This window comes from Pseudoalteromonas sp. SWYJ118, assembly GCF_015864505.1.
Lineage (GTDB): Bacteria > Pseudomonadota > Gammaproteobacteria > Enterobacterales > Alteromonadaceae > Pseudoalteromonas > Pseudoalteromonas arctica.
On record NZ_JADYXC010000010.1, the window covers coordinates 39,810 to 59,896 of the forward strand.

At 35.8% G+C, this 20,087-nt stretch carries 25 protein-coding genes and 1 pseudogene; 12 read left to right on the plus strand and 14 right to left on the minus strand.

The annotated features are described in order from the left end of the window. Window positions 1-77 precede the first annotated feature (77 nt). The 3 genes from I6F48_RS11220 to I6F48_RS11230 are packed head-to-tail and all read left to right on the plus strand — an operon-like array spanning window position 78 to window position 2,075. Complete coding sequence (locus I6F48_RS11220) at window positions 78-1,193, plus strand: hypothetical protein (protein WP_197119441.1); 1,116 nt, start codon at window positions 78-80, stop codon at window positions 1,191-1,193. Between the two features lies 1 nt (window position 1,194). After that, on the plus strand, window positions 1,195-1,554 hold the full coding sequence (locus I6F48_RS11225; RefSeq protein ID WP_182675720.1) for an STAS-like domain-containing protein: 360 nt from the start codon (window positions 1,195-1,197) through the stop codon (window positions 1,552-1,554). Window positions 1,555-1,559: 5 nt separating this feature from the next. Further along, window positions 1,560-2,075, plus strand: a complete 516-nt coding sequence (locus I6F48_RS11230; protein WP_197119442.1) for a hypothetical protein — start codon at window positions 1,560-1,562, stop codon at window positions 2,073-2,075. A 128-nt stretch (window positions 2,076-2,203) separates the two neighbouring features. Here I6F48_RS11230 and I6F48_RS11235 read toward each other — a convergent pair whose 3' ends face one another. After that, complete coding sequence (locus tag I6F48_RS11235) at window positions 2,204-3,085, minus strand: site-specific integrase (RefSeq protein ID WP_197119443.1); 882 nt, start codon at window positions 3,083-3,085, stop codon at window positions 2,204-2,206. Next, on the minus strand, window positions 3,078-3,299 hold the full coding sequence (locus tag I6F48_RS11240) for a hypothetical protein (protein WP_008136222.1): 222 nt from the start codon (window positions 3,297-3,299) through the stop codon (window positions 3,078-3,080). Before I6F48_RS11240 ends, I6F48_RS11235 begins: the two co-directional genes overlap by 8 nt. Before the next feature lie 557 nt (window positions 3,300-3,856). Here I6F48_RS11240 and I6F48_RS21355 point away from each other — a divergent pair. Together I6F48_RS21355 and I6F48_RS21540 are read left to right on the plus strand one after the other, a co-directional pair. After that, on the plus strand, window positions 3,857-4,147 hold the full coding sequence (locus tag I6F48_RS21355; protein WP_231615220.1) for a hypothetical protein: 291 nt from the start codon (window positions 3,857-3,859) through the stop codon (window positions 4,145-4,147). Between the two features lie 21 nt (window positions 4,148-4,168). Further along, window positions 4,169-4,471, plus strand: a complete 303-nt coding sequence (locus I6F48_RS21540; RefSeq protein ID WP_442960988.1) for a Fic family protein — start codon at window positions 4,169-4,171, stop codon at window positions 4,469-4,471. Here I6F48_RS21540 and I6F48_RS11250 read toward each other — a convergent pair. Together I6F48_RS11250 and I6F48_RS11255 are read right to left on the minus strand one after the other, a co-directional pair. After that, the gene (locus I6F48_RS11250) at window positions 4,464-4,616 is read right to left on the minus strand and encodes a hypothetical protein (protein WP_165722308.1); all 153 of its coding nucleotides are present in this window, start codon (window positions 4,614-4,616) and stop codon (window positions 4,464-4,466) included. The genes I6F48_RS21540 and I6F48_RS11250 overlap by 8 nt on opposite strands. A 57-nt stretch (window positions 4,617-4,673) precedes the next feature. Continuing rightward, window positions 4,674-4,949, minus strand: a complete 276-nt coding sequence (locus I6F48_RS11255; RefSeq protein WP_165722306.1) for a helix-turn-helix domain-containing protein — start codon at window positions 4,947-4,949, stop codon at window positions 4,674-4,676. A 92-nt stretch (window positions 4,950-5,041) separates the two neighbouring features. Between I6F48_RS11255 and I6F48_RS11260 the strand changes: the two genes are divergently transcribed. From I6F48_RS11260 to I6F48_RS11280, 5 genes are all read left to right on the plus strand, one after another. Beyond that, window positions 5,042-5,233, plus strand: a complete 192-nt coding sequence (locus tag I6F48_RS11260; RefSeq protein ID WP_008137063.1) for a hypothetical protein — start codon at window positions 5,042-5,044, stop codon at window positions 5,231-5,233. Window positions 5,234-5,321: 88 nt separating this feature from the next. Beyond that, a complete protein-coding gene (locus I6F48_RS11265) occupies window positions 5,322-5,690 on the plus strand; it encodes a hypothetical protein (protein ID WP_170071148.1) in 369 nt (122 codons plus the stop codon). Window positions 5,691-5,984: 294 nt separating this feature from the next. Further along, window positions 5,985-6,221 carry a helix-turn-helix domain-containing protein gene (locus I6F48_RS11270; protein ID WP_138585717.1) on the plus strand — a complete coding sequence of 79 codons (237 nt, stop codon included), beginning with the start codon at window positions 5,985-5,987 and terminating at the stop codon, window positions 6,219-6,221. 62 nt (window positions 6,222-6,283) lie between these two features. Further along, a complete protein-coding gene (locus tag I6F48_RS11275) occupies window positions 6,284-7,654 on the plus strand; it encodes a hypothetical protein (protein ID WP_197119444.1) in 1,371 nt (456 codons plus the stop codon). Window positions 7,655-7,782: 128 nt separating this feature from the next. Beyond that, entirely contained in the window at window positions 7,783-8,061 is a 279-nt protein-coding gene (locus tag I6F48_RS11280) for a hypothetical protein (RefSeq protein ID WP_197119445.1), read from the plus strand. Window positions 8,062-8,141: 80 nt separating this feature from the next. Here the strand turns inward: I6F48_RS11280 and I6F48_RS11285 are convergent, their stop codons facing one another. Further along, on the minus strand, window positions 8,142-8,237 hold the full coding sequence (locus tag I6F48_RS11285) for a DUF4236 domain-containing protein (RefSeq protein WP_081707855.1): 96 nt from the start codon (window positions 8,235-8,237) through the stop codon (window positions 8,142-8,144). A gap of 179 nt (window positions 8,238-8,416) precedes the next feature. Then, complete coding sequence (locus I6F48_RS11290; protein ID WP_024592860.1) at window positions 8,417-9,316, minus strand: hypothetical protein; 900 nt, start codon at window positions 9,314-9,316, stop codon at window positions 8,417-8,419. Window positions 9,317-10,306: 990 nt separating this feature from the next. On the opposite strand from I6F48_RS11290, the pseudogene I6F48_RS11295 reads away from it, so the two are divergent. Then, window positions 10,307-10,930: pseudogene (locus I6F48_RS11295) on the plus strand (tyrosine-type recombinase/integrase). A gap of 122 nt (window positions 10,931-11,052) precedes the next feature. Here I6F48_RS11295 and I6F48_RS11300 read toward each other — a convergent pair. Beyond that, on the minus strand, window positions 11,053-13,473 hold the full coding sequence (locus I6F48_RS11300) for a PAS domain-containing hybrid sensor histidine kinase/response regulator (protein WP_024592861.1): 2,421 nt from the start codon (window positions 13,471-13,473) through the stop codon (window positions 11,053-11,055). A gap of 215 nt (window positions 13,474-13,688) precedes the next feature. Continuing rightward, window positions 13,689-13,997 (minus strand): hypothetical protein, encoded by a 309-nt coding sequence (locus I6F48_RS11305; RefSeq protein WP_139016263.1) that lies wholly within the window; start codon window positions 13,995-13,997, stop codon window positions 13,689-13,691. Between the two features lie 416 nt (window positions 13,998-14,413). Here I6F48_RS11305 and I6F48_RS11310 point away from each other — a divergent pair, with 416 nt between their 5' ends. Then, window positions 14,414-15,343 (plus strand): GGDEF domain-containing response regulator, encoded by a 930-nt coding sequence (locus tag I6F48_RS11310; protein WP_165741888.1) that lies wholly within the window; start codon window positions 14,414-14,416, stop codon window positions 15,341-15,343. A 250-nt stretch (window positions 15,344-15,593) separates the two neighbouring features. Here I6F48_RS11310 and I6F48_RS11315 read toward each other — a convergent pair whose 3' ends face one another. The 6 genes from I6F48_RS11315 to I6F48_RS11340 form a co-directional block, all read right to left on the minus strand. Then, window positions 15,594-15,947, minus strand: a complete 354-nt coding sequence (locus I6F48_RS11315; RefSeq protein ID WP_024594344.1) for a hypothetical protein — start codon at window positions 15,945-15,947, stop codon at window positions 15,594-15,596. 778 nt (window positions 15,948-16,725) lie between these two features. Continuing rightward, the gene (locus I6F48_RS11320; RefSeq protein WP_002963060.1) at window positions 16,726-17,457 is read right to left on the minus strand and encodes a MauE/DoxX family redox-associated membrane protein; all 732 of its coding nucleotides are present in this window, start codon (window positions 17,455-17,457) and stop codon (window positions 16,726-16,728) included. A 24-nt stretch (window positions 17,458-17,481) separates the two neighbouring features. Next, window positions 17,482-17,994: a DUF305 domain-containing protein gene (locus tag I6F48_RS11325; RefSeq protein ID WP_197119446.1), complete on the minus strand. Its 513-nt coding sequence runs from the start codon at window positions 17,992-17,994 to the stop codon at window positions 17,482-17,484. Between the two features lie 133 nt (window positions 17,995-18,127). Continuing rightward, a complete protein-coding gene (locus I6F48_RS11330) occupies window positions 18,128-18,646 on the minus strand; it encodes a DUF411 domain-containing protein (RefSeq protein ID WP_024591412.1) in 519 nt (172 codons plus the stop codon). A 10-nt stretch (window positions 18,647-18,656) separates the two neighbouring features. Further along, a complete protein-coding gene (locus I6F48_RS11335) occupies window positions 18,657-19,145 on the minus strand; it encodes a YybH family protein (RefSeq protein ID WP_165723891.1) in 489 nt (162 codons plus the stop codon). 23 nt (window positions 19,146-19,168) lie between these two features. Further along, window positions 19,169-20,077, minus strand: coding sequence for a copper resistance D family protein (locus I6F48_RS11340; RefSeq protein ID WP_197119447.1), 909 nt, complete (start codon window positions 20,075-20,077; stop codon window positions 19,169-19,171). Between the last annotated feature and the right edge of the window lie 10 nt (window positions 20,078-20,087).

The following is a 20,087-nucleotide window of genomic DNA, read 5'->3' on the forward strand; positions in this document are numbered from 1 at the left end:
TTCGGGTAGTTTATTGTGTTGATATAGATTTTTTAATACCCATATCATTATATTAAAAGGAATTTAGGTTCGAATAGATGAAAAAGATATATCAAATAAACTCCAGAAAACAGAATGCTATGCATTTCAAAGAACAGGTGAGGTTATCCCCATCTCGCGATCATCAACGTTCTGAAAGAAAGAAAAATTTTAAGCTTGGGGGAAGTGAGATTATTAATGCTCCTGAGAGTTTGGATCTTATTCAAGGTTCAGAAATTTTATGTCATAGTTTCTTTGATAATTTACGTGAAAGTTTATTGTTAGATCCCGCATGTATTTATTTATCTTTTAAAAATACAAAGGTAATAAAGGCTACTGCGATTTTAGTTGTTTATTCGATAATAGATCAAGCTAGAGAAATCAATAATGCAAGGACTAAAATTAGTATTATTTGGTCAAAGAAAGCTCAGCGTGTTAATAAAACTATTATTGAAACAGGTGTGTTTTTGCGTTCAAAAGAACGAGAGAAAATGATAGATAGTGCTCCAAGTTTACCTATTATAATGGGCGATAATTCTAGAGCAAGTGAGCTGAGTGATCGAATCGTCGATTATATCTTAGATGATGATCATTATAAGGGGGCTTCAGCAGAGAAAGAGCAAGAAATAAGTTCGGCTATCCAAGAAACAGTCGAGAATGTTGGTAGGCATGCTTACCCTGACACAGAAAATCATGAAGATAAAAAATGGTGGTTTACTTGTGATAGAATTGGGGAAAACTTATTTATTGTTATTTACGATGCAGGTATTGGTATTCCTAGTTCATTATCAGAGAATAATGCGGTAATGTTAGCTCGAGTTAACCAACTCTATCCGAGCGAATACTCTGGGTGTACAAAGGAATCGATTGAGAGTGATTCTAAAGCAGATAAACTAAAAGCGATTATAAATATCAAGTTTCTAAGGAAAGCTTTAAGTGATGAGCAATTGATAAGAGCAGCCATGCATGTAGATATTACTTCTACAGATCTAGATCAGCATGGACAGGGTAGTAAAAGCATTAAGGGGCTAATCACTAAAAATGAAAATAGCTTCTTACTTATGCTAAGTAATTATGGTTTCTATCGCTACAGCGAGAGTGAAGAAGATAATGAAAACAGTGTTTCTCATTCGGAATTTAAGATCCCTGGGACACTTATTCAATGGAGCCTTTAATATGTCAGAGAAATTAATAACGTTAATTAATGACTTTCACCCAAAACCCTATGGTCGTTACAACAAAGATTGTCCTACTTGTCCAGAAACTTCTGGCGAAGCATTCCGGACAAAAATCTTAGCTAAAGATCTTCGTGCTTTTGATAAAGTAATAGTCGATTTGTCTGGACGGAATAGGTATGGACGCTCTTTCCTTGATGAGGCTTTTGGTGGTTTAATCCGTAAGGATGGTTTTACTAAATTAGATTTAGATAATAAGTTAATTTATAAACATGATAATTTAGAGTCAATATTGATAATAATTGAAGACCGTATTAAAAAAGCAGAACAGTTTCGTATTTCAGGAAAAGAGTTGGACTGAGTTATATGTTTTTCGCAATAGGCTGGCTGTTAATATTACTCATTCACCTCAATACACTAAGGCGAGGTTCGTTAGCTAGTACCAAAAATACCTTAATTGATGAAATATACACTTTGCTAGGTTTATGTACCAAGCCTGATGATGTCTCTCTCTCGTTTGGCTTGTTTTCTAAGCCTTATAAAATTAATGAGCAAAAAGTTGAGCACAGAATAATACGGATTGAGAGTAAAATTAATGAGTTGAATTCGATTTGTAACAGCGTCATTGTAAGGTTATCAGATGAACCAATACGCCTACTTATTGCAATTGATATTGAGGAAGAGGAAAATAGAGAAACAAGGATAACAGCCATATGCTATGATGCAGTAGAGTTTATCGACTCTGAATACCACAGATGTGTAGAAGCTCGTTCATCATTTTTCTATTTAAATAGATATGAAATTGGAGGAATGGTTTTTTCATCAGCTTCTTTGTATTTTTTATTTAAGATCGTAACATTCTTATTTACAAATGATATTTAATACAAATATATAAAGATCACTATTCTAGAGTCGAGCGAATTAACTCAGCTTATAAGTTTTTAATTAAGACGTTATTAATTAAATGATGTCATAATGAAAATTCATTTTTAAACAACAGCTTCCAAAGATTATCTTAAATATACCTCAGTAACTTCAGCCCTAAAATGCCCCATTTCTTGCGAAACGGTTTCTAATGCTATTTGATATGGATATTGGTTGAGTATCAGCTCTAATAGCCTTTCTTGTGCGTAGCTATGCCTTAGGCCATGTGCGCCATTGGAAAAAGAGAGAGTACGATTTGATGCTTTATTAAATGAATCCGACCACTTTTTACCACCTCCAATATCGTAGCGCTGTAAGTAGTTTATTTTTCTATCAACAACAGTGGCAGGTTGTTTAAGTTTACGAAGTTCTAATTTAGCTGATAAATCGTGAGGTATTAGGACTTCGCGTGTTAAGCCTCCTTTGCCTGTCACTGTATATAGTACACCGTTTCTACCAGACCACTTTGAATCAAAAGCTGGCCGTTTATCTGCTTTGCGTTCTTCAACTTTGGCTATGGCCAATAATTCATGCGCACGAAGCCCCGAAGAGAGTGCTATTTGTGTTGATAATGAATATTTAGATGTTTGGTGCTTACATATTATTTGTGCTTGCTCTGTGGTGTAGGCGCGTGATTTAAGAATTTGCTGATTAATTGATTTAATAACGGGGAGGGTTTGCTTATCTTTAAGTTTGCCGTTTAGCCTCATCATTGCTTGTATAGCTTGGCGCTCCATATCCAGTGACTTTTGACCCACTATTTCCTTACGGTAATCTAAATAATTGAGAGCTTGCTTGATGGTCATTGCCTGAATACCGTTTATGCCAATATCTTTAGCCCATGAAGCAACTGTGCTAAGTGATTGCTCGTAATTTCTGGCTGTACCAAGAGACTTTATAAGCTTACTTTTTGTAAGCCCTTTTATGACATTGTGTGCTTGAGTTTTTGGTTTCGCAAATTTAGCCATGTTTTTTAATCCATCTTTGAATTGTTGACCAATGAGCATTGATACCTTTACGCTTTAGCCAGCGCTGAAGCTCGACAATGTTTGACCCTTGCTTGTAAATTTCTATTAGCTCGAATTTATGTTTATCAAGCTTAGATGTTTTTTTACGGCTTCCTGCGATTAACTTACTTTCAAATTTTAGTTTTTGGACTTCGATTAGGGCATCGAATTTCATGGTATGACTCCAGTCGTATTAAGGTTGTAAGATTGACTGGCAATAAAGCTCAGCGGCACTTAAGCCTATTCGCCCCTGTTTTTCGCATATGCGAAAGGCTCGGACTGATCTCGCCTGATTATTAACCTCATTTCTACGTGTTGTCAGCAGCTGGAGTGCGCCGTTTTTGGTTGGTTACTACCTTTGAAAAGATAGTATTTACCTCGTTACTACGTGTTGAAGGCAGCAGAATAGCGCCTGTTTTTTTCTGGCTCGTTAGAGCTTCAGTAGCAATAAGATTACCACTTTAGAAATATTTTTCAATCTGCAAATAAAACCTGCGTATAAGAGTATGAATGTGTTGTCCCCCGCTATGTGTAAGCCGATTTTCGGCTTCGACATAGCGGGGGACAGGGGCGAAGCCCCAATGTTTAAAGAGAGGCTATTGCTCATGATGCCTCTATTAAAATTGGTTTTAAATTATTAAACAATCACATAAATTGGCAAAGTTATTACACCAAGGTTACTTGCATTGGTTGTTAAGCACTTTTACACTAATCATTTTCAGGCGTAATTAAATGACTAAATACGAGACTGATTCTATTGAAGCGCAATATCAACTAGGGTCTGAAAAACTAGTTTTAGCGAACAAGTTAGCGATTGTTGATGCAGCAGAGATGGATGATGTTGAGGCTATTCTTTTAGTTAAACTATATGAAAAAATATTTACAACGCCAGAGCCAGAAGATGACGTTTTTTCTTTTCAAAATGTTACTAATTGGCATAGACAATGGCTAGGTAATGTATACGAGTGGGCAGGTAAAATAAGAAGCGTTGATATGGGCAAAGGTGGATTTCAGTTTATGTAACCTCTGCAAATTGAAAGGCATATTAGTGTATTTGAAGATGAGTATTTATCTCGATTTAATAACTTACCAGAAATGACCGATGAAGAGCTTGTATCATTTTTAGCTCAGAGCCATGTTGAGTTTATTCTAATTCATCCATTTCGTGAGGGTAACGGCAGGGTAAGCCGGCTGTTAATGGATTTTTTGTGTAGCAAAGCTGGAAAAGGAACGCTTGATTATAGCTTATGGGATGAGTATAAAGATTTTTACATTAAGTCAATTCAAGCGGGTGTAAACAGAGATTACCAACACATTGAAAAGCTCGTGAGAGGTATAATTAAATAGCGAGTGAAAGAGACTCATATTTAAGTTTATTTGCTTTTAACCTTTTTTCTATTGTTTTTACTGTTGCGCCAGTTTCAATGGCAGTTGAACTAGCAACAGATCTCAAAATCATACTTTTTGTGATTTTTTTCTTATCTTTACTCATTATTACCACCTCGAATAAATCGTCTACATTTAATTCTACACCTAGAGCCTTATGTTATCAATTAACGTTATAAGTTTTATGATTAAGAATTATAGCGGCTAAATTATCTTCTTCGCAGTAAAAAAAAGCTGTTGGTACTTCTAATACTTTAGCTAACGCGCGCACTGTTTGAAAGTCGGGTGAGTGTACGCCTTTTTCGTATTGATTCATTCTAGGCGACGCCGCGAACTGATCCATACCTGCCAGTATTCCTAGTTTTTTTTGCGAAAGTCCTTTTGCTAGTCTTGCCTCTTTTAGCCGTTTTGGAAACGGTGAACCATCATTCGTTTTCATTATATTTAATTCTTAACTTGAAAACTAAGAGTTTCTTAGCTTTAATGTGTTCACGATACTAAGGAATACTTAGATAGAAGCGAGTGAAGCAAATGTTGTGGAAAGCAGTTAAGTTTTTAGGAGCCGTTACGGTTGATATTTTGCTGGATGTTGATGATAAGTCTGAGCAAGATAAGTTCATTGATGAGTACAATGATGGAACTGGAAATGTAGATCATTGTGGTGATAGCTACACAGAGCAAGAAGCGCGAGACGCGCATAGCCGTGGTGAGTTCTACAAATAGTTTTGACAGTTGTTCTGTTAGGTGCAATTGTTAGGTGGGTTTTTACACAAAATACAGGCTACGCAGTTGAAAAGCTGCGTAGTTTTTTATGATTAATTTTAACGTTTATGCATTTTTACCAGCGATTGATTTTTTGTTTATCAGGCTGCAAGGCCAAGATAATAGTCGGGATAGGTTATTATCAATCAGGGATAACTTAAGTAAGCTTAATGAAGCACAAGTACTTAGTGAGCTACTTACCTTAGACTTCATGTTTTACGATTATAGTAACGAGCAATCAGAGGTTTGGGATATACAACTAGAGTCTTTTTCATCGTTTTATAATCGTTCAGAAAAAGTGAAGAAGTTTGATAATTACTACCCTGAGGCACATGTTCAATCAGTGTTTAAGTGGATGCTTATGCTTTGTGATGATTGCAGTGATAGTTTGAAAATCCAGCGCTCGGTAATTCATTAGCTGAGCCTTAAAGCAATTTTATTCCTCAAGTTCACTTGATTTATCACTATATCTCATTTAAATTCATCTTAAGCATACTTATTGTGCTTACTTATAATGCAAAGAGATAAAAAGATTTACCACAGAACATAGTAAAGTTAATAAAAAACAGGCGCCCAATGTTCGGGGCTGCTTTCAATACGTAGAAAAGAGGTTACTAGGGTACGCATATATTAATTATATGCACTAGCAAGTCCACGGCTCACAGGGCTACGTGGCATCTCTTTGCTCTAATTTACGTATTGGAGAGCGAATATGCAGTCATCAGAGATCTTATCAGTAAAAGAGCTGTCAGAGCTTTTACACCTATCTACAGGCACAATTAATAATCGTCTGAGCGCCCAGCGCAAGGCTATTGAGTCTGGAAAAGATGCCAACCTTTATCAAGTTCAACGTTTAGCACCACCTTCTATTAAATTGGGTCGAGTTCGCCTATTTAAACGCGAAACAGTTGAGCAATGGCTAGCTCGTTTTGAAGGAGTGAAGGTGTAAGGAAGGCGAAAGGGGCTGCTTGACCGGCGACACCCCAAACGCACTTTGCATCTTCATATTATATGCTTGCCTTTAAAACAAGGCCACAATTTGAGTGGCCAGAATATCCTATTGCCTATCCGAGTCAGTTTTATTCACTAATTGAATTAACGACACCTAAATATGTTCGAGGGTTACTAAGTAAATGCCATAAGTCTAAAAAATTTATTCATTTACTTGGGAACAGTAAATCAAAAAGCTTAACCGATTTTCGAATTTTTAGACGTGACACTAGTAAGTTTGTTCGAGGAGTATTATATAGTACAAGTGAATCAGTAGACTGCTATTACACTCCAAACGAATTTTTTAGTTGGCCTAGGGAGAGCAACCTAGCTCTACTATCAGCGAATTGGATTGAAATTGATCTTAATGATAAATGTGATCCATTTGATGTTAGAAGGACAGAGGCTAAAATTGTTCCTGAAGTATTCAATAGGTTAAAACTGAGCAAGCTACCACCACCAACAGGCTATGTCCTTTCTGGCTCAGGTGGAATACATCTTTATTGGATCTACAATCCTGTAGATGCAGTCGCAATTAACAAGTTGATATGGCAACAAATTACTAAAAGTCTAATTGAGAGTTTTGGAAAGTCAGATAGTTTTTGGCATGTAGATCTTATGGCTACAAAAAGAATTAGCGGTTTTTTGCGTGTCCCAGGGTCTGTTCACAGTAGAACAGGATTGCATGCCAGGTATTTTGGCTCTGGTACTAAATATACATTTGATGAACTGTTGATGTGTTTAGATCTATGTCATTTACGTAAGAATATAGAGAAATCGCAGCTAGAATTCCAAACTAGTTTAGCTTCAAGCCCCAGAAATAAGATAGCAAAGCAACCAAAGCAACCAGATCACCAACGCTACGGTCATAGCATTAAAGAATGGTGGCTAAAATGTATTAACAGTATTCAAAACCATTTTTATAAGAAGGGTGGGGTGCCGAAGGGTAAGCGAGATAAAACAGCGTTTATCCTGTTTGTTGCGTTTCAACACCTGAATAAAAACACCGCATTTGAAAAGCTAACAAAAATAAATGATGAGCTAATTGGTTTATCATTAGAAGAGCTTGTTAGTTTAACTAGAACAGCAAAAACAACACACTATAAGTACAGAAAAGAGACTCTAGCTGATTACCTGGAAGACTTGTTCGGCTTTTGCCCTGAATATTTAAATATTAAGTCAAAAGTGAAGTTATCAAGCGATGAAATTAAGGAGAGGCAGAAAAAAGCAGCTACAGACACTGCGATTAAAAAGCGAAGTAATTCGCAGCAGCTTGTTAAAAAAGCTGTTAAAAAAATAACCAAAGAAACGGGCAACAGACCAACTCAACAGGCTGTTGCACTTTTTACCAATCTTAGTTTAAGAACAGTTAAAAGATATTGGATAACATAATGTGACAGGGCACTTAGATTGAAATTAAACAGCAAAATATGCAACAGAGGCAATACAGCTTAGAACTTTCTGGACTAGTTTCCCCGACCGCTTTGTGCCAACTAGCAGACATTGAAGATTCTTAATGTGTGACCCATACGCTTCTAGACAATGCCCGCATCCAAGCTAAGCTCGAAGTAGAGCAAGAACAAGCAGAAATTGAAGCTGAAAAAATACTAATATCGGAGACTAAAAAAGATTTAAACGAGTGCTATCAAAAGGAAAAAAGAAAATCGGATGAAATTGGAAATACACTGACTGAAAACAACGAATTAATACAGCACTATAAACGAGAAATGAAAATCGAAAAATCGAAAAACAGAAGGCAAAAAATCACGGTAACGCTCTTAGTCGAAAAAACAGTTTGATAAATAAATTAAAGACCAATGCTGAATACTTAAGTTCATTCATCGAAGAGAGCTATGAAACATAAAAGCTCTCTTCGAATTCAACCTTTACCTCCAACAGAAATACTAGTAATTCCCTTTTTTCCTAGGTTGCCCCTTAAACCCTTACCTATTCTGATGCTCTTTCTAAATCTCATGTAGCTGTCCCTGCATTAATTAATGTTTACTATATCTTCATTTAACAAAGCTCAAAGTATCAGAGCAACAAAAGAAAACTTAATAAGGTTCATAATGGATGTTAGAAATAGTGTTACATAGCAGTTGAACTTTCATGTATTTTAAAGCCTTGTTTTACAAGGCTCTATTTTTTAATTAATTATTTTGTATAAGTACATATATATGAACCAGGAGCTTTACCGCCTACACAAGAAACTCGTCCTGCAGAAGAAGGTGATTTAGCAGAGGTACTGTAAAATTGGGCTCCAGAACGCACGGCTGCATCATAAAAATTTGAGAAAGTTGATAAACCACCTTTTTTAAAGGTATATGTACGTGGTGATGTTACAGGAAGTGTAGGTTCAACTTTGTTTCCGTCAACATCTCTACCATGTTCAAAATCCCATATAAGCTCATCACCAATAATTCCAAATAACGAATATATTGCAATGCTTTTGTCATCAAAAGCAACCTGCATAAAGACTTTTTCAATTTCAGCAACGCCAGAAACTTTTGCCGCTGCGATTGTAAAGTTCGATATATCCTGATCTAGGGTTGTATGTTCATTATAATAAGATGAAACTTCATATTGTTTTGCACCAAATCCAACTAAGTCCCAAGCGCTACCTGCAATCTTTTTAGGCACAATAGTTGCGCTTACTCCAGCTAAGCTTGCAACAACAGCACTTTTTGCATCAGATATATTATGAAAAGTATTTAAAACGTCCTGCTCTACACCATAGCTATCTACAGTCCAACTATATATAGGTATTCTTACATCTTGAATATGACCACCACGACCATCAGGTTCATTATCTCCTTTTAATATCCTGTACCCTGTAATGGTCTTAGAAACATTGAATTTCTCAATAATTGATTTATCTAGATTCATTACATAAACATCGCGAGGGCGATCTACCTTCGCTTTTAATCTTGCTGTATTTTTGAACTGTTCGAAAGAAAAACATGTTGAGCATTCAGTGTAAAGTGGAGTTTCCGAGGCTAAACTTGAGAAAGAAACTAGCCCAATTAAAGATGTTAAAAGTAAATTTTTTACCATAATCATTCCATAATTAAATAAACGTAAAAGAAACATTATTCTAACTTCTTTTTTATTACTTTTAAAGCATTAACAACTACAAAAGCATTACCCATTAAGAGTTAATGTATGGGGGATGGGTAACTAACCCACTATATCGCGGCTTTTAATTTTAACTAGGCGAAGCCGTAGCGAGGAACGAGCGCGACTTTACAGAGTTAAGTGCAAAATAGTCCTTAAAAAACGCGTTCACCAATCTTCCAGCTAAAAAAAGCTAATCGTGCCTTGATAAACTTCTCTTTATGGAGCTTAGAGGCTCGATAAGGAAATTTCATAGGCACAGGTAAATTGCATCACTTTTCATACAAAGTCGCTTAGAATCACTCTGAGGAGTGAAGTGTCGTGATTTTTTGGGGTATGCCGTAGCTAGGGGAAAGGCCGACAGGAGTATAAACTGAAGAGTGGCTTTAATGCTTAAAGTTTTGTAACTTATTCACAGGCTAACGCCTTTTTAATAACTCTTGTTTTTAGCACCGCTGTAGCCACCTAAAACTGTAGTCAATAAAAGGGAATAAGATGTTTTTTTTATAGCCAATTATTAAGTAGATGCCTCAATCGTCTTGACTAAATAAATATAGTCCACCCTCCGCCTCGAACAACTTAATATAACTAGCGCCTCAATACCTGGCTATCACTCATCCCCGAACCGCTTTGTAGCGTGCTAAGCTTAAAGATCAATAAAAAACTGGAGTACACTAAACTCGCCAATTAAAATCGTTTTTCTTGTAATTGATATATTTTCCTCATTATATCGGTTTGTGGGGGTAACAATTTGACGGTACGCGAGCCGCGCAAATGTCTGCTCGTACCACGTTTACTTGTATATGTGAGCAAACACCAATATGACTAATTAACTATTTTTAGCCAATCACAATGACCGCTATTCGCTCATACCCGAATTCTTTTGTAGCAAGCTAAGCTTAAAACTCCATAAACACCGGAGTACAACTAATGCACCAGCTAACTATATATCAGCCTAAAGAGCCTTGGAATAAAAATAAGCTTGTAGGACAAAAGTTACCTCTAAAATTACAGCAAATATGGGCTATCGAATACGACTGGAACTTTTTCATAAAATAAGAGATCTAGCACTATTTAACCTAGCCATAGATAGCAAACTAAGAGGGTGTGATTTAGTTTCACTAAAAGTTAATGACATCGCACATGGGAAAACAATCCAATCACGGGCAATAGTCGTTCAAAAAAAGACTGGTATGCCTGTTCAATTTGAAATTACTGGAAATACAAGGAAATCAATTGTGGCGCTCATAGAGCAATTCACTCTCAATTCTTATGATTACTTGTTTAAGTCACGAATTCATTCCTCTGAACACCTTTCAACCCGTCAATATGGACGTATAGTTGACTCTTGGGTCACCTCAATTGGGTTAGATAAGACTCAATATGGCACTCATTCAATGAGACGTACCAAACCATCACTAATTTACAAAAAAAACTAAAAATTTAAGAGCCTGTCAGCTTCTACTTGGCCATAGAAAGCTAGAGAGCACTGTCAGGTACTTGGGAATAGATGTTGATGATGCGTTAGAAGTATCAGAACAGATCGATGCTTAAATTTGAACCTAAGCCAGACTCGAAGTTAGAGTCTGGCACGTGCCAATAAACCTATTTCAGTTAAATTTCTTTAAAAGCATAAATGACCTAAGGGCATTTAAATAATGCAAAATATCAGACTCTTAACTATTGAAATAATGCTTCAGAGTTCCATACAATTTATTTATGTCTATCGGCTTTGCAATATGTGCGGTAAACCCCTTACGATAGTAGTTTTCTACATCTGTTTCCATAACATTTGCTGTAAGTGCCATTACAGTAAGGCTCGGATCTAAAGATTGTATTTGTTGTTGGGCCTCAATACCATCCATTATAGGCATGTGTATATCCATTAATACTAAGTCGAATTTGTTGCATTGGACCGCTTCGACAGCCAGTAGACCATTTTCAACAATTGTAACGTTTGCATTAGTTCGTTTAAGCATTGCCTCTATTAGCACTTTATTAATGTTATTATCTTCTGCAACTAATATTTTTTTACCTTCTAAGTTAGGGGCGGATAATGCTTTTTTTGCCTTATTAACAGGTGCAAAATCAACTTGTTCTAAAGGCAGAATAAGGCTTATCGTTGTGCCTCGTCCTAATGCACTTTGAATATCCATTTTACCCCCCATCACTTCAATTAAGCTGATTGTGATGGACATACCTAGCCCAGTTCCACCGTACTTTCTCGTTGTAGAGGTATCAGCTTGAGTAAAGCGCTCAAAAATATGCTCAACAGCCTCTTTACTCATACCGATACCGGAGTCGATAATTTCAATCTTAATAGCTTGTTTATCTTGATAGAGTTGGCTGCTGACGTTTATTTGAACACTTCCTTTTTCTGTGAACTTGACTGCATTTGTCGCTAAATTTAATATAATCTGCTTAACCCTAACTAAGTCACCTATCCAGTATTCGTTGTAGCTTTTCCCCTTATTAACGAGAAACTGAATTCGCTTTCCACTAACTAAAGAGTCTAGATCATACTTTACTGACTCCAGTACTTCGGTTAATGAAAACTGGACACTTTCAATTTGCAATTTATTCGACTCTATTTTCGAATAATCTAAAATATCGTTTATTATGATTAAGAGACTATGGGCTGAGAAGGATGCATTTTTAAGCACTGTACTCAATTCGGTAGATAAGTTAGTGTTTTTTAGTAATTGTAGACCGCCCAGAATCGCATTCATTGGCGTGCGTATTTCATGACTCATATTGGCCAAAAAGTCACTTTTTGCCTTTACAGCATTTTCAGCGGCTAATTTTGCTTCTGACAAAACGCGTAATGCATCAGCTCGCTCTGTAACATCGTAGTTTACGCCTACCACCTTAATTGCTTCGCCGTGTGAATCTCTTAATATTTCGGCGCTTGCTTTCATCGTTCTTATGTTGCCATCCGGATGAACAACACGAAATTCAGGATCATATGAACCATTGCCACTAATAGCTTCTTCTAACTGGTTTTTAATGTTTTCAATGTCGTCAGGATGCACAATATTTATCCATGCATCATACGCCCCAGAAAACTGAGATTCTGTAATGCCATGTAATTTGTACATCCAGTTATCCCACATTAGCACTCCTGTTTTTAAATCCCACTCCCAAACACCAATTCCTGCTGAATCATTAGCTAACTGCATACGTAGTGCAAATAGATCGGCTTTGTCCTTAGCTAGTTGTAGTTGTTGCTCACTATTTTTTTGATATGAAACATCTTGTACAACAGACCAAATGAATACTTGTCCTTTACTGTCTGTAATTTTTATACCCGAAAGTAGTACAGGATATACTTCACCATTTTTGTGAATGTACTCTTTTTGATATGGGCCGTAATAACCGTACTCAGAGAGAGAGTCCAATTGCTCTTGCTCCTGCTCTGCGTATTTTTTCGGGGTGAGTTGCCAATAATCCATTTGGTTAAGTTCTTCGGCACTATACCCAGTAATTTTTTCGAATTCTTGGTTGGTAAATTCAAATTTACCATTAGTTATTGCGTTTATTACGATACCTATAGGTGCTAAATCTACAAATTTTTCAAATTTCTCTTTTTCACCTAAATAAGCTTTTTCAAAACGTTTTCTTTCTGAATACTCGGTGCTCAGCTTTTCTTGAGTTTTTGCTAGGTCTGATATATCTCGACCAACAGCCAAGATTAACTGACTGTCACCAATAGATAAGGAGGTTAACGACACCAAGCAAGGGAAAGTAGTTCCATCTAAGCGAGAGTGTGTCCACTGGAAGATTTGTGAGCCATATACAACAGTATTTTCTATATACTCTTTAGCCATTTCTTTAGAGAGTCTGCCGCAGGGTTGGTACTTAGGTGATAAATCAGAAGGGCTAAGGTTAAGGAAGTTAGCATTGCTTTGTACGCTGTGCATATCAATAGCGGATTGATTACACTCTATAAACTTGCTAGAGGTTAAATCAATAATTGAAAGTGCATCTGCTGAAACATCAAAGATTTTTTTATATTTATCTCTTTCTTTAGATAGTTCAACAATAGTTTGTTTTAGCTTTCTGTTTTCTGATTCTAAATTTTTTATATTACCAGGCACATTCATTCCCAATACTTTTGTATAAGCACATGTAAAACAGTATAGATGTGCTCTTTAAATATTGAAATGTATATCACTAAAATATAAAGATATTTCACATCTAAGGTGCATCATTGACATGTCCAAAATTCAATCAACTAGCAATGAAAATGGAAAAGGATTTCGAAGGCTTGTTATAGAGTGGTATTTTTAAGTAAGTATCTTTGCTCTGGAGATTATAACTGATGAGGTAATCTTGATTTTACATATATGATAGCAGCTTTAATTCGCAACTCTCTCCATGAATTGACGTTTGTATTTTTACTAATAAAAAGCTCCCATTCAGCACTAGAATACAAGTCTGAATTAGTCGTGTATTTATCTTTCAAGCGACTTGAAAGCAATAGGCATTCAAAATCAGTGAAGCAAGAGTGTGTTTTAATAAAATCAGGAGTCATTAAAAGCTCTATTGGTAAATTGTGATAACCAGCCCCTTCATTTATCTCTTTAGTTAAATCATCCAGTATTTTAAAATTATCAGTCAAGGTTAAGCCCTCCAAAAGTATCATACAAATCAAGCTTATTTTTAAATGTAATTTAATTCTAATATAGTAACCTTAGTTGAAAGTAGCACTGCGTTTCATATATAGATACGCAAGAGGGAAAATTTTAAATAGATTCTGCCCAGCCGTCGTTTTTACCACAGGCATAAAATTATGCTTATAGGCCAAAATTCAGTCAACTATAATATAGATTACGCCAAGCATTGAATTGTACTTTAGGATTAATTAATTTCAAATGATTAGTCACAAATAACTAATTTCATGACTTCAGTGCTTGCTAAAAATCATGCAATATTCTACTCTTATAATGCTTTAAGTTATTGATAAAAAACAAAAACTAGAGCTGGTGATTTACTGCAACTTTAGTATCAAGATCGACTATAGGAAGGGAGATAATTTTGGGATTAAATACTCAAAGCGTTGGTAATAATGAAAACTTAATAATTGAGTTGTTCGAGTCCAAAGTGCTAGTTGTTGAAGATCAGCCTTTAAATGTTCTATTACTGAAAAGAATACTCTCAAACCACTTTAAAGTTGAATCTGTTGAAAGTGGTGAAGCAGCCATAAAGTGGTGCGAAAACCATACCCCTGATTTAATTTTACTGGATATAGTAATGGATGGGATGGGCGGAATAGAAACGTGTAAATACCTTAAAAGCCTTCCTGAAATTAGCAATGTTCCCATTATTTTTATAACGTCATCACATGAAAATGAAGATACCTGTTGGGATGTAGGTGGAGTTGATTTTATTCAAAAACCCTTTACAAAAAAAACAGTATTTAATCGAGTGAAAACTCATCTGACGATTAAGTTACAACGAGACAAGTTAACTAATTTGGTATTTTTAGATAGCTTAACAGGAGTATTCAATAGACGTTATTTTGATACGCATATTGAAAAAGTTGCTCTGAACGCAAAAAGAATGAATGAAGATTACGCTCTCATTTTCATAGATATTGACTTTTTCAAACAGTTTAACGACATATATGGCCACCTAGAAGGTGATAAAGCACTAAAGATTGTCGCACAAACAATACAAAAAACATTAAAAAGACCTCGCGACGTCGTGATTCGCTTTGGAGGAGAAGAGTTTGTTATAGTTCTTCCATCTACCGATTTAGAGGGAAGTATTTTAGTAACCGAAGATGTAATAAAAAATATTAGTGCACTGAATATCCCTCACAGTGGTTCTAATTTTAAACACCTGACTGTCAGTGCAGGAATTGCAACGTTGAGAGGCTTAAAGGGGGAAACTGAAATACTAAAAGTCGCGGATGATAAATTATATATATCTAAACAGTTAGGTAGGAATAGACTAAGCTATTAAAATAAATCACTAAAACTTCATTTCTCTATTTGGTTTACGAGAATCAAATAAGCAACATGACACTATTACAGTAGCTGAGCTAATAAAATGCATTTTTACAGAGACTAACTGAAAGTTAAGACTCTAAAGTAAGTTGTCTTCTTAATCACATAAAGCATCAAATTCCACTTACTTAAGAGTCATTATCTAATAATAATTGATTGTATTTATAACACACCTTGAGGCACGTGTTTGTCAGCGAGTAAAAGCACTAGGGTTTAGTTTGAAACTTAGGTTCGCAGGATTTTAGATAATGAATTCTATTTGACTCAGTCGGTTCAATTTTGAGCTCATTCATATAGAAAAAGCATTCGAGTAGTTTTTGCTTATACTCATTGCTTAAATCATCTGCTGTATAGTCCACATTAAATATTTCATTTAAATTACGCATTAGTTTATTTACTACAGGAAAATACATCTTCCCACTTTCTTCATCTAGGTAAATTGTATGGCTAAAGCTACTCCTTTGAGTATCATCCGATAGGAATGTTAAAAGAAAAATAATGGCAATAACTGAGGTCACTATAGAACCGGTTATGACAATAAAAAGTGAAAATAAACGCATAAATTGCTCCTTTCAAGCTGATTTCTAAAGAAGGAGAATCACATAATATTGAATACTCTCAATTATTATATATTTCCCTTTGCTGCTTCATTGTAGTCAATAAAAAAGAATAAGATGTTTTTTATAGCCAATTATTAAGTAGATGCCTCAATCGTCTTGACTAAATAAATATAGTCCACCCTCCGCCTCGAACAACTTAATGTAACTAGCGCCTCAATACCTGGCTGGCTATCACTCATCCCCGCACCGCTTTGTAGCGTGCTAAGCTTAAAGATCAATAAAATACTGGAGTACACTAAACTCGCCAATTAAAATCGTTTTTCTTCTAATTGATATATTTACCTCATTATATCGGTTTGTGGAGGTAATGAGGGGGGTAACAATTTGACGGTACGCGAGCCGCGTAAATGTCTACTCGTACCACGTTTACTTGTATATGTGAGCAAACAGCAATTTGACTAATTAACTATTATATTTAGCCAATCACAATGACCGCTATTCGCTCTAAGCGGACTAGAAAAAATTTCACAAAATTTATTGCCAAAAGAATCCTGGAATCAAATTTAGATTAGATCTATTTAATAAAGTTAGAGGGCTAGTGCTTTTTTAAATCATGCAATTAATAAAAAACTTTAGTCTCATTGTAACTTCAAGATACCTTAGAGAAGCCAGAGCAAATTGATGGCGTTTTAAGTTCAGGCAGAACCAGACTCAACTACTGAGTCTGGTTCGTGCTATAAATAAGCTCGTCATCATATTTTTAAATTAAAGCTGTTATTTACCTAACAAACATCCAAATACCGGCAGCTATCATAAATAAGTTTTCTGTTAGAGAGATAAACCCTAGTGGTACGTTACTGTCACCGCCTACACACGCACATTTTAACTCTCGTTTATCTATATAGACTGCTTTTATCACTGAAACAGCACCAACCCCACCTATGAATAATGAAATAGGGGCAATAATATAGGCTGGTAATCCGGCTATCATTCCAATGCCAACAAATGCTTCTAAAAATGGGTATACATAAGCGTACCTGACTACTTTCATAGCGACTAAGTCATAGGTTATAAATGAATTAGTAAAGCTAAATAAGTCTTGAAGCTTTTGTATTGCTAACACTGCCATTGTTAGGGCTACGAACAGTTCAGCGGTTTGCATTGATAATAAGCTATTATCCGATGCAAAACTAAATGCCACACTAAGCAAAAAACTAACCGAAAAAATCGCAATCACGGGCGTGTAAGTTGTACCTTCTTGGGCTGCTTGTGGCTTATTAAAGTAATCACGTAAATCGTCGTAGCCACCTATACGTTTATTATCAATAAATGCTTGAGGTGTAGTTTCTACACTGTGTTGTTTTTTAAATTCATCTGTTTGCTCTCGAGAAGTTAAAAGCTGATCATCAACTGTATATCCCTCTCGCTCTAGTAGGTCTTTTGATTTTAAACCAAACGGACAAATATGCTCATCTGTTGCCATTCTAAAAAGTTGGGCTGATTTACTCATGCTTTACTCCTTATGTTATGCGGTTTATTTATTTGAATTGAAATCTGGAACAGCTCTTAATTGTGCTTGAGCATTGGTTTGTGCAATGCCGTTTTGCTCTATATCTTTTAGGAGCCATTGCATTTCTTTTATTTCTCGCTCTTGGGCTTCAATTATATTTGTAGTTAGCTTTTGAACGCGTTTATCTTTGATTTTTGCCCTGTCACTGGTGAGTATGGCAATTGAATGATGTGGGATCATCGCCGACATCCATGAGCTATCATCAACAGTCGCTTGTGAGCGAACTAAAAATAAACTTCCTGCAAATACGGCAACACTAGCAATGAGTACTGTTATATTTTTCTTTTTATCTTTATACATATTGAGCATGAAAAGTAGCATTATCACTGCCATCGTGGCTCCCATATAAAGCGCCATATAAGTACGAGTTTCACTAAAATAAACATGACTAAGTTGGTAGGTGTTCAAATACATCAATACAAACATGGTTATTGTGGATGTTGCTATCATTAAAAAAAATTTTGAATAGTGTGACATTGTATTGATCCTTAAAAGTTTTGTATTTTGTTTTTACATATGAGTAATCTTTACACTATCAAGCTCACAAATCAGTGTTTCCTGTTGTGTAAAATGGGTATTTAACAATTAACTCAAGAATTATGCCGTTAGGCTAAAATTGCTCGCTGGATTTACTTATGTATCTGTAGGTTTCTTCATTTGAGTTGTCAGTGAGTAGTTCAATATTATATTTGTGAAATATACCCTCCATTTCCATTCCGGGAGTGCCAATAGGCATGGCTGGTACACTTAAGCCTGTAATGTGCGGAGCGTGTTGCCCAGATAAAAACTGTTTTATATGTTTAGCGGGAACATGACCTTCAAATACAAATCCATCGGCTGACACGGCTGTATGGCATGAGCGCATATTAGGTTTTATTTGATACTGAGATTTAATCGACCCCATGTCATTAACGTTAATTGCTTTTGTTTGAATATTGTTTTCACTCAAATGAGCAATCCACTTATTACAACATCCACAATTTTTACTTTTATAAACGGTAAGCTCAATTTCAGGTTTTTCTGAATTTTCATAGATTATTGATGTTTTATGCTGTTTTTCGATACTCATTGCCGAAAATGACATAGTTAATGATAAAAAAAACGCTGAGGTAATGTAGATTACTCGCATTGTTAACTCCTTAATTAGACCAGTGAATATGAGTGATTTTCCAACCTTTATCGGTGTTTTTTAATGTGATTGATTCCATTCCCGTAGACTTAATATCTTTCCCTTTATACTTTCCTTGAGTTTTACTTCTTGAAATTGAGTAAGCTATGTCTCCATTTGTGTGAACTTGATGCTCTAGCAGTTCACTATCAACTGCACTTAAGAATTTCATATCCGCTATCATATGATGGTTCGCGTATTCATCTGCAGAACGCTCAACAATTCCGCCTTCAAAAATGACGACATCGTCGGCCAGTAATTTACGGGCACCTTTGGCATCGCCTTGTTTTAGGGATGCATGAAATAAGCTAACTGCCTTTGCAGCTTCGCTATCAACATTAACAAAGACCCAGCCTTTTTTTGTGTGCTCTTCATGGGTGTGTGCGTTCACAGCAAAAGAACTAACAGCGCTAAAGATTAGTAGCAATAAAATTTTTAAATTAGAGGATTTAATTAACATACATTTTCCTTTTTTATTAATCGTTAAATAGGCGGACCAACAAGTGTTGTAAATACACTTGTTGTAATAAGTACAAATAGGGCAATTAATATTTCAACAGTGATCGAGCGTTTTAATATACTTATATGGTGTTGTTGAGTGATTTGCGGGACTAAAAAAAGCTTATGCCATGCACCTAGTAACAGCATCGCGCAGACGAGTAACAGCTTTAATAAAATTAGTTGCCCATAATTTGATGTAAACAATGCAGAAAATGACTCTAGGTACTGCCGGAGCAGAGTTAAGCCCGAAATAAGTAGTACAAATACAATAACAATAGCGAGTTGACCAAAGTAATGCATTAACCGCTTTACTTCACTGGTAGGTAGTAAAGTGCAGCTTTTGTAAAGCGGCCACAATGACCCTAACCAGCTCGCAATGGCAATAAGGTGAAAGGTTAAAATACTTTTCACTAACCCATTTTCATTTGCACTGTGCCCAGTAAAAGTGAAGCTATAAGCGATAAACCCAAGCATGATTAGTATAACGGCACCGTTTTTATAACCTGCTACGTTATCATCTGATTCCACACTCCACATACATGCGCTAATTAGAGCAATAATAAGCGCTGGTATTCTAAACGTTGCTTGGTCACCTATGACTGATTGCCAAACAATTTCAAGCATAAAGGGGTCAAACATTCCCATAAAGCCTGATTCAGCCATTGCTCCAGCTTCTATTGGTACTTGTAAAAGTGCAGCAATACTACCTGTAACTACACACGTAATTTGCCAACGTTTTAAGAACTGATAAAAGCTAATTAAGTGATGCCCTGCAACATTGCTGTTGCCACACATAAAGCGCATTAATAAAGTGCCCGCAAGCCCTGCAATTGCGATATAGCTTGCTAGTTTTAATAATAGTAAGAGTACTGACCATTCACTTAATTGCATTATGTTGCTA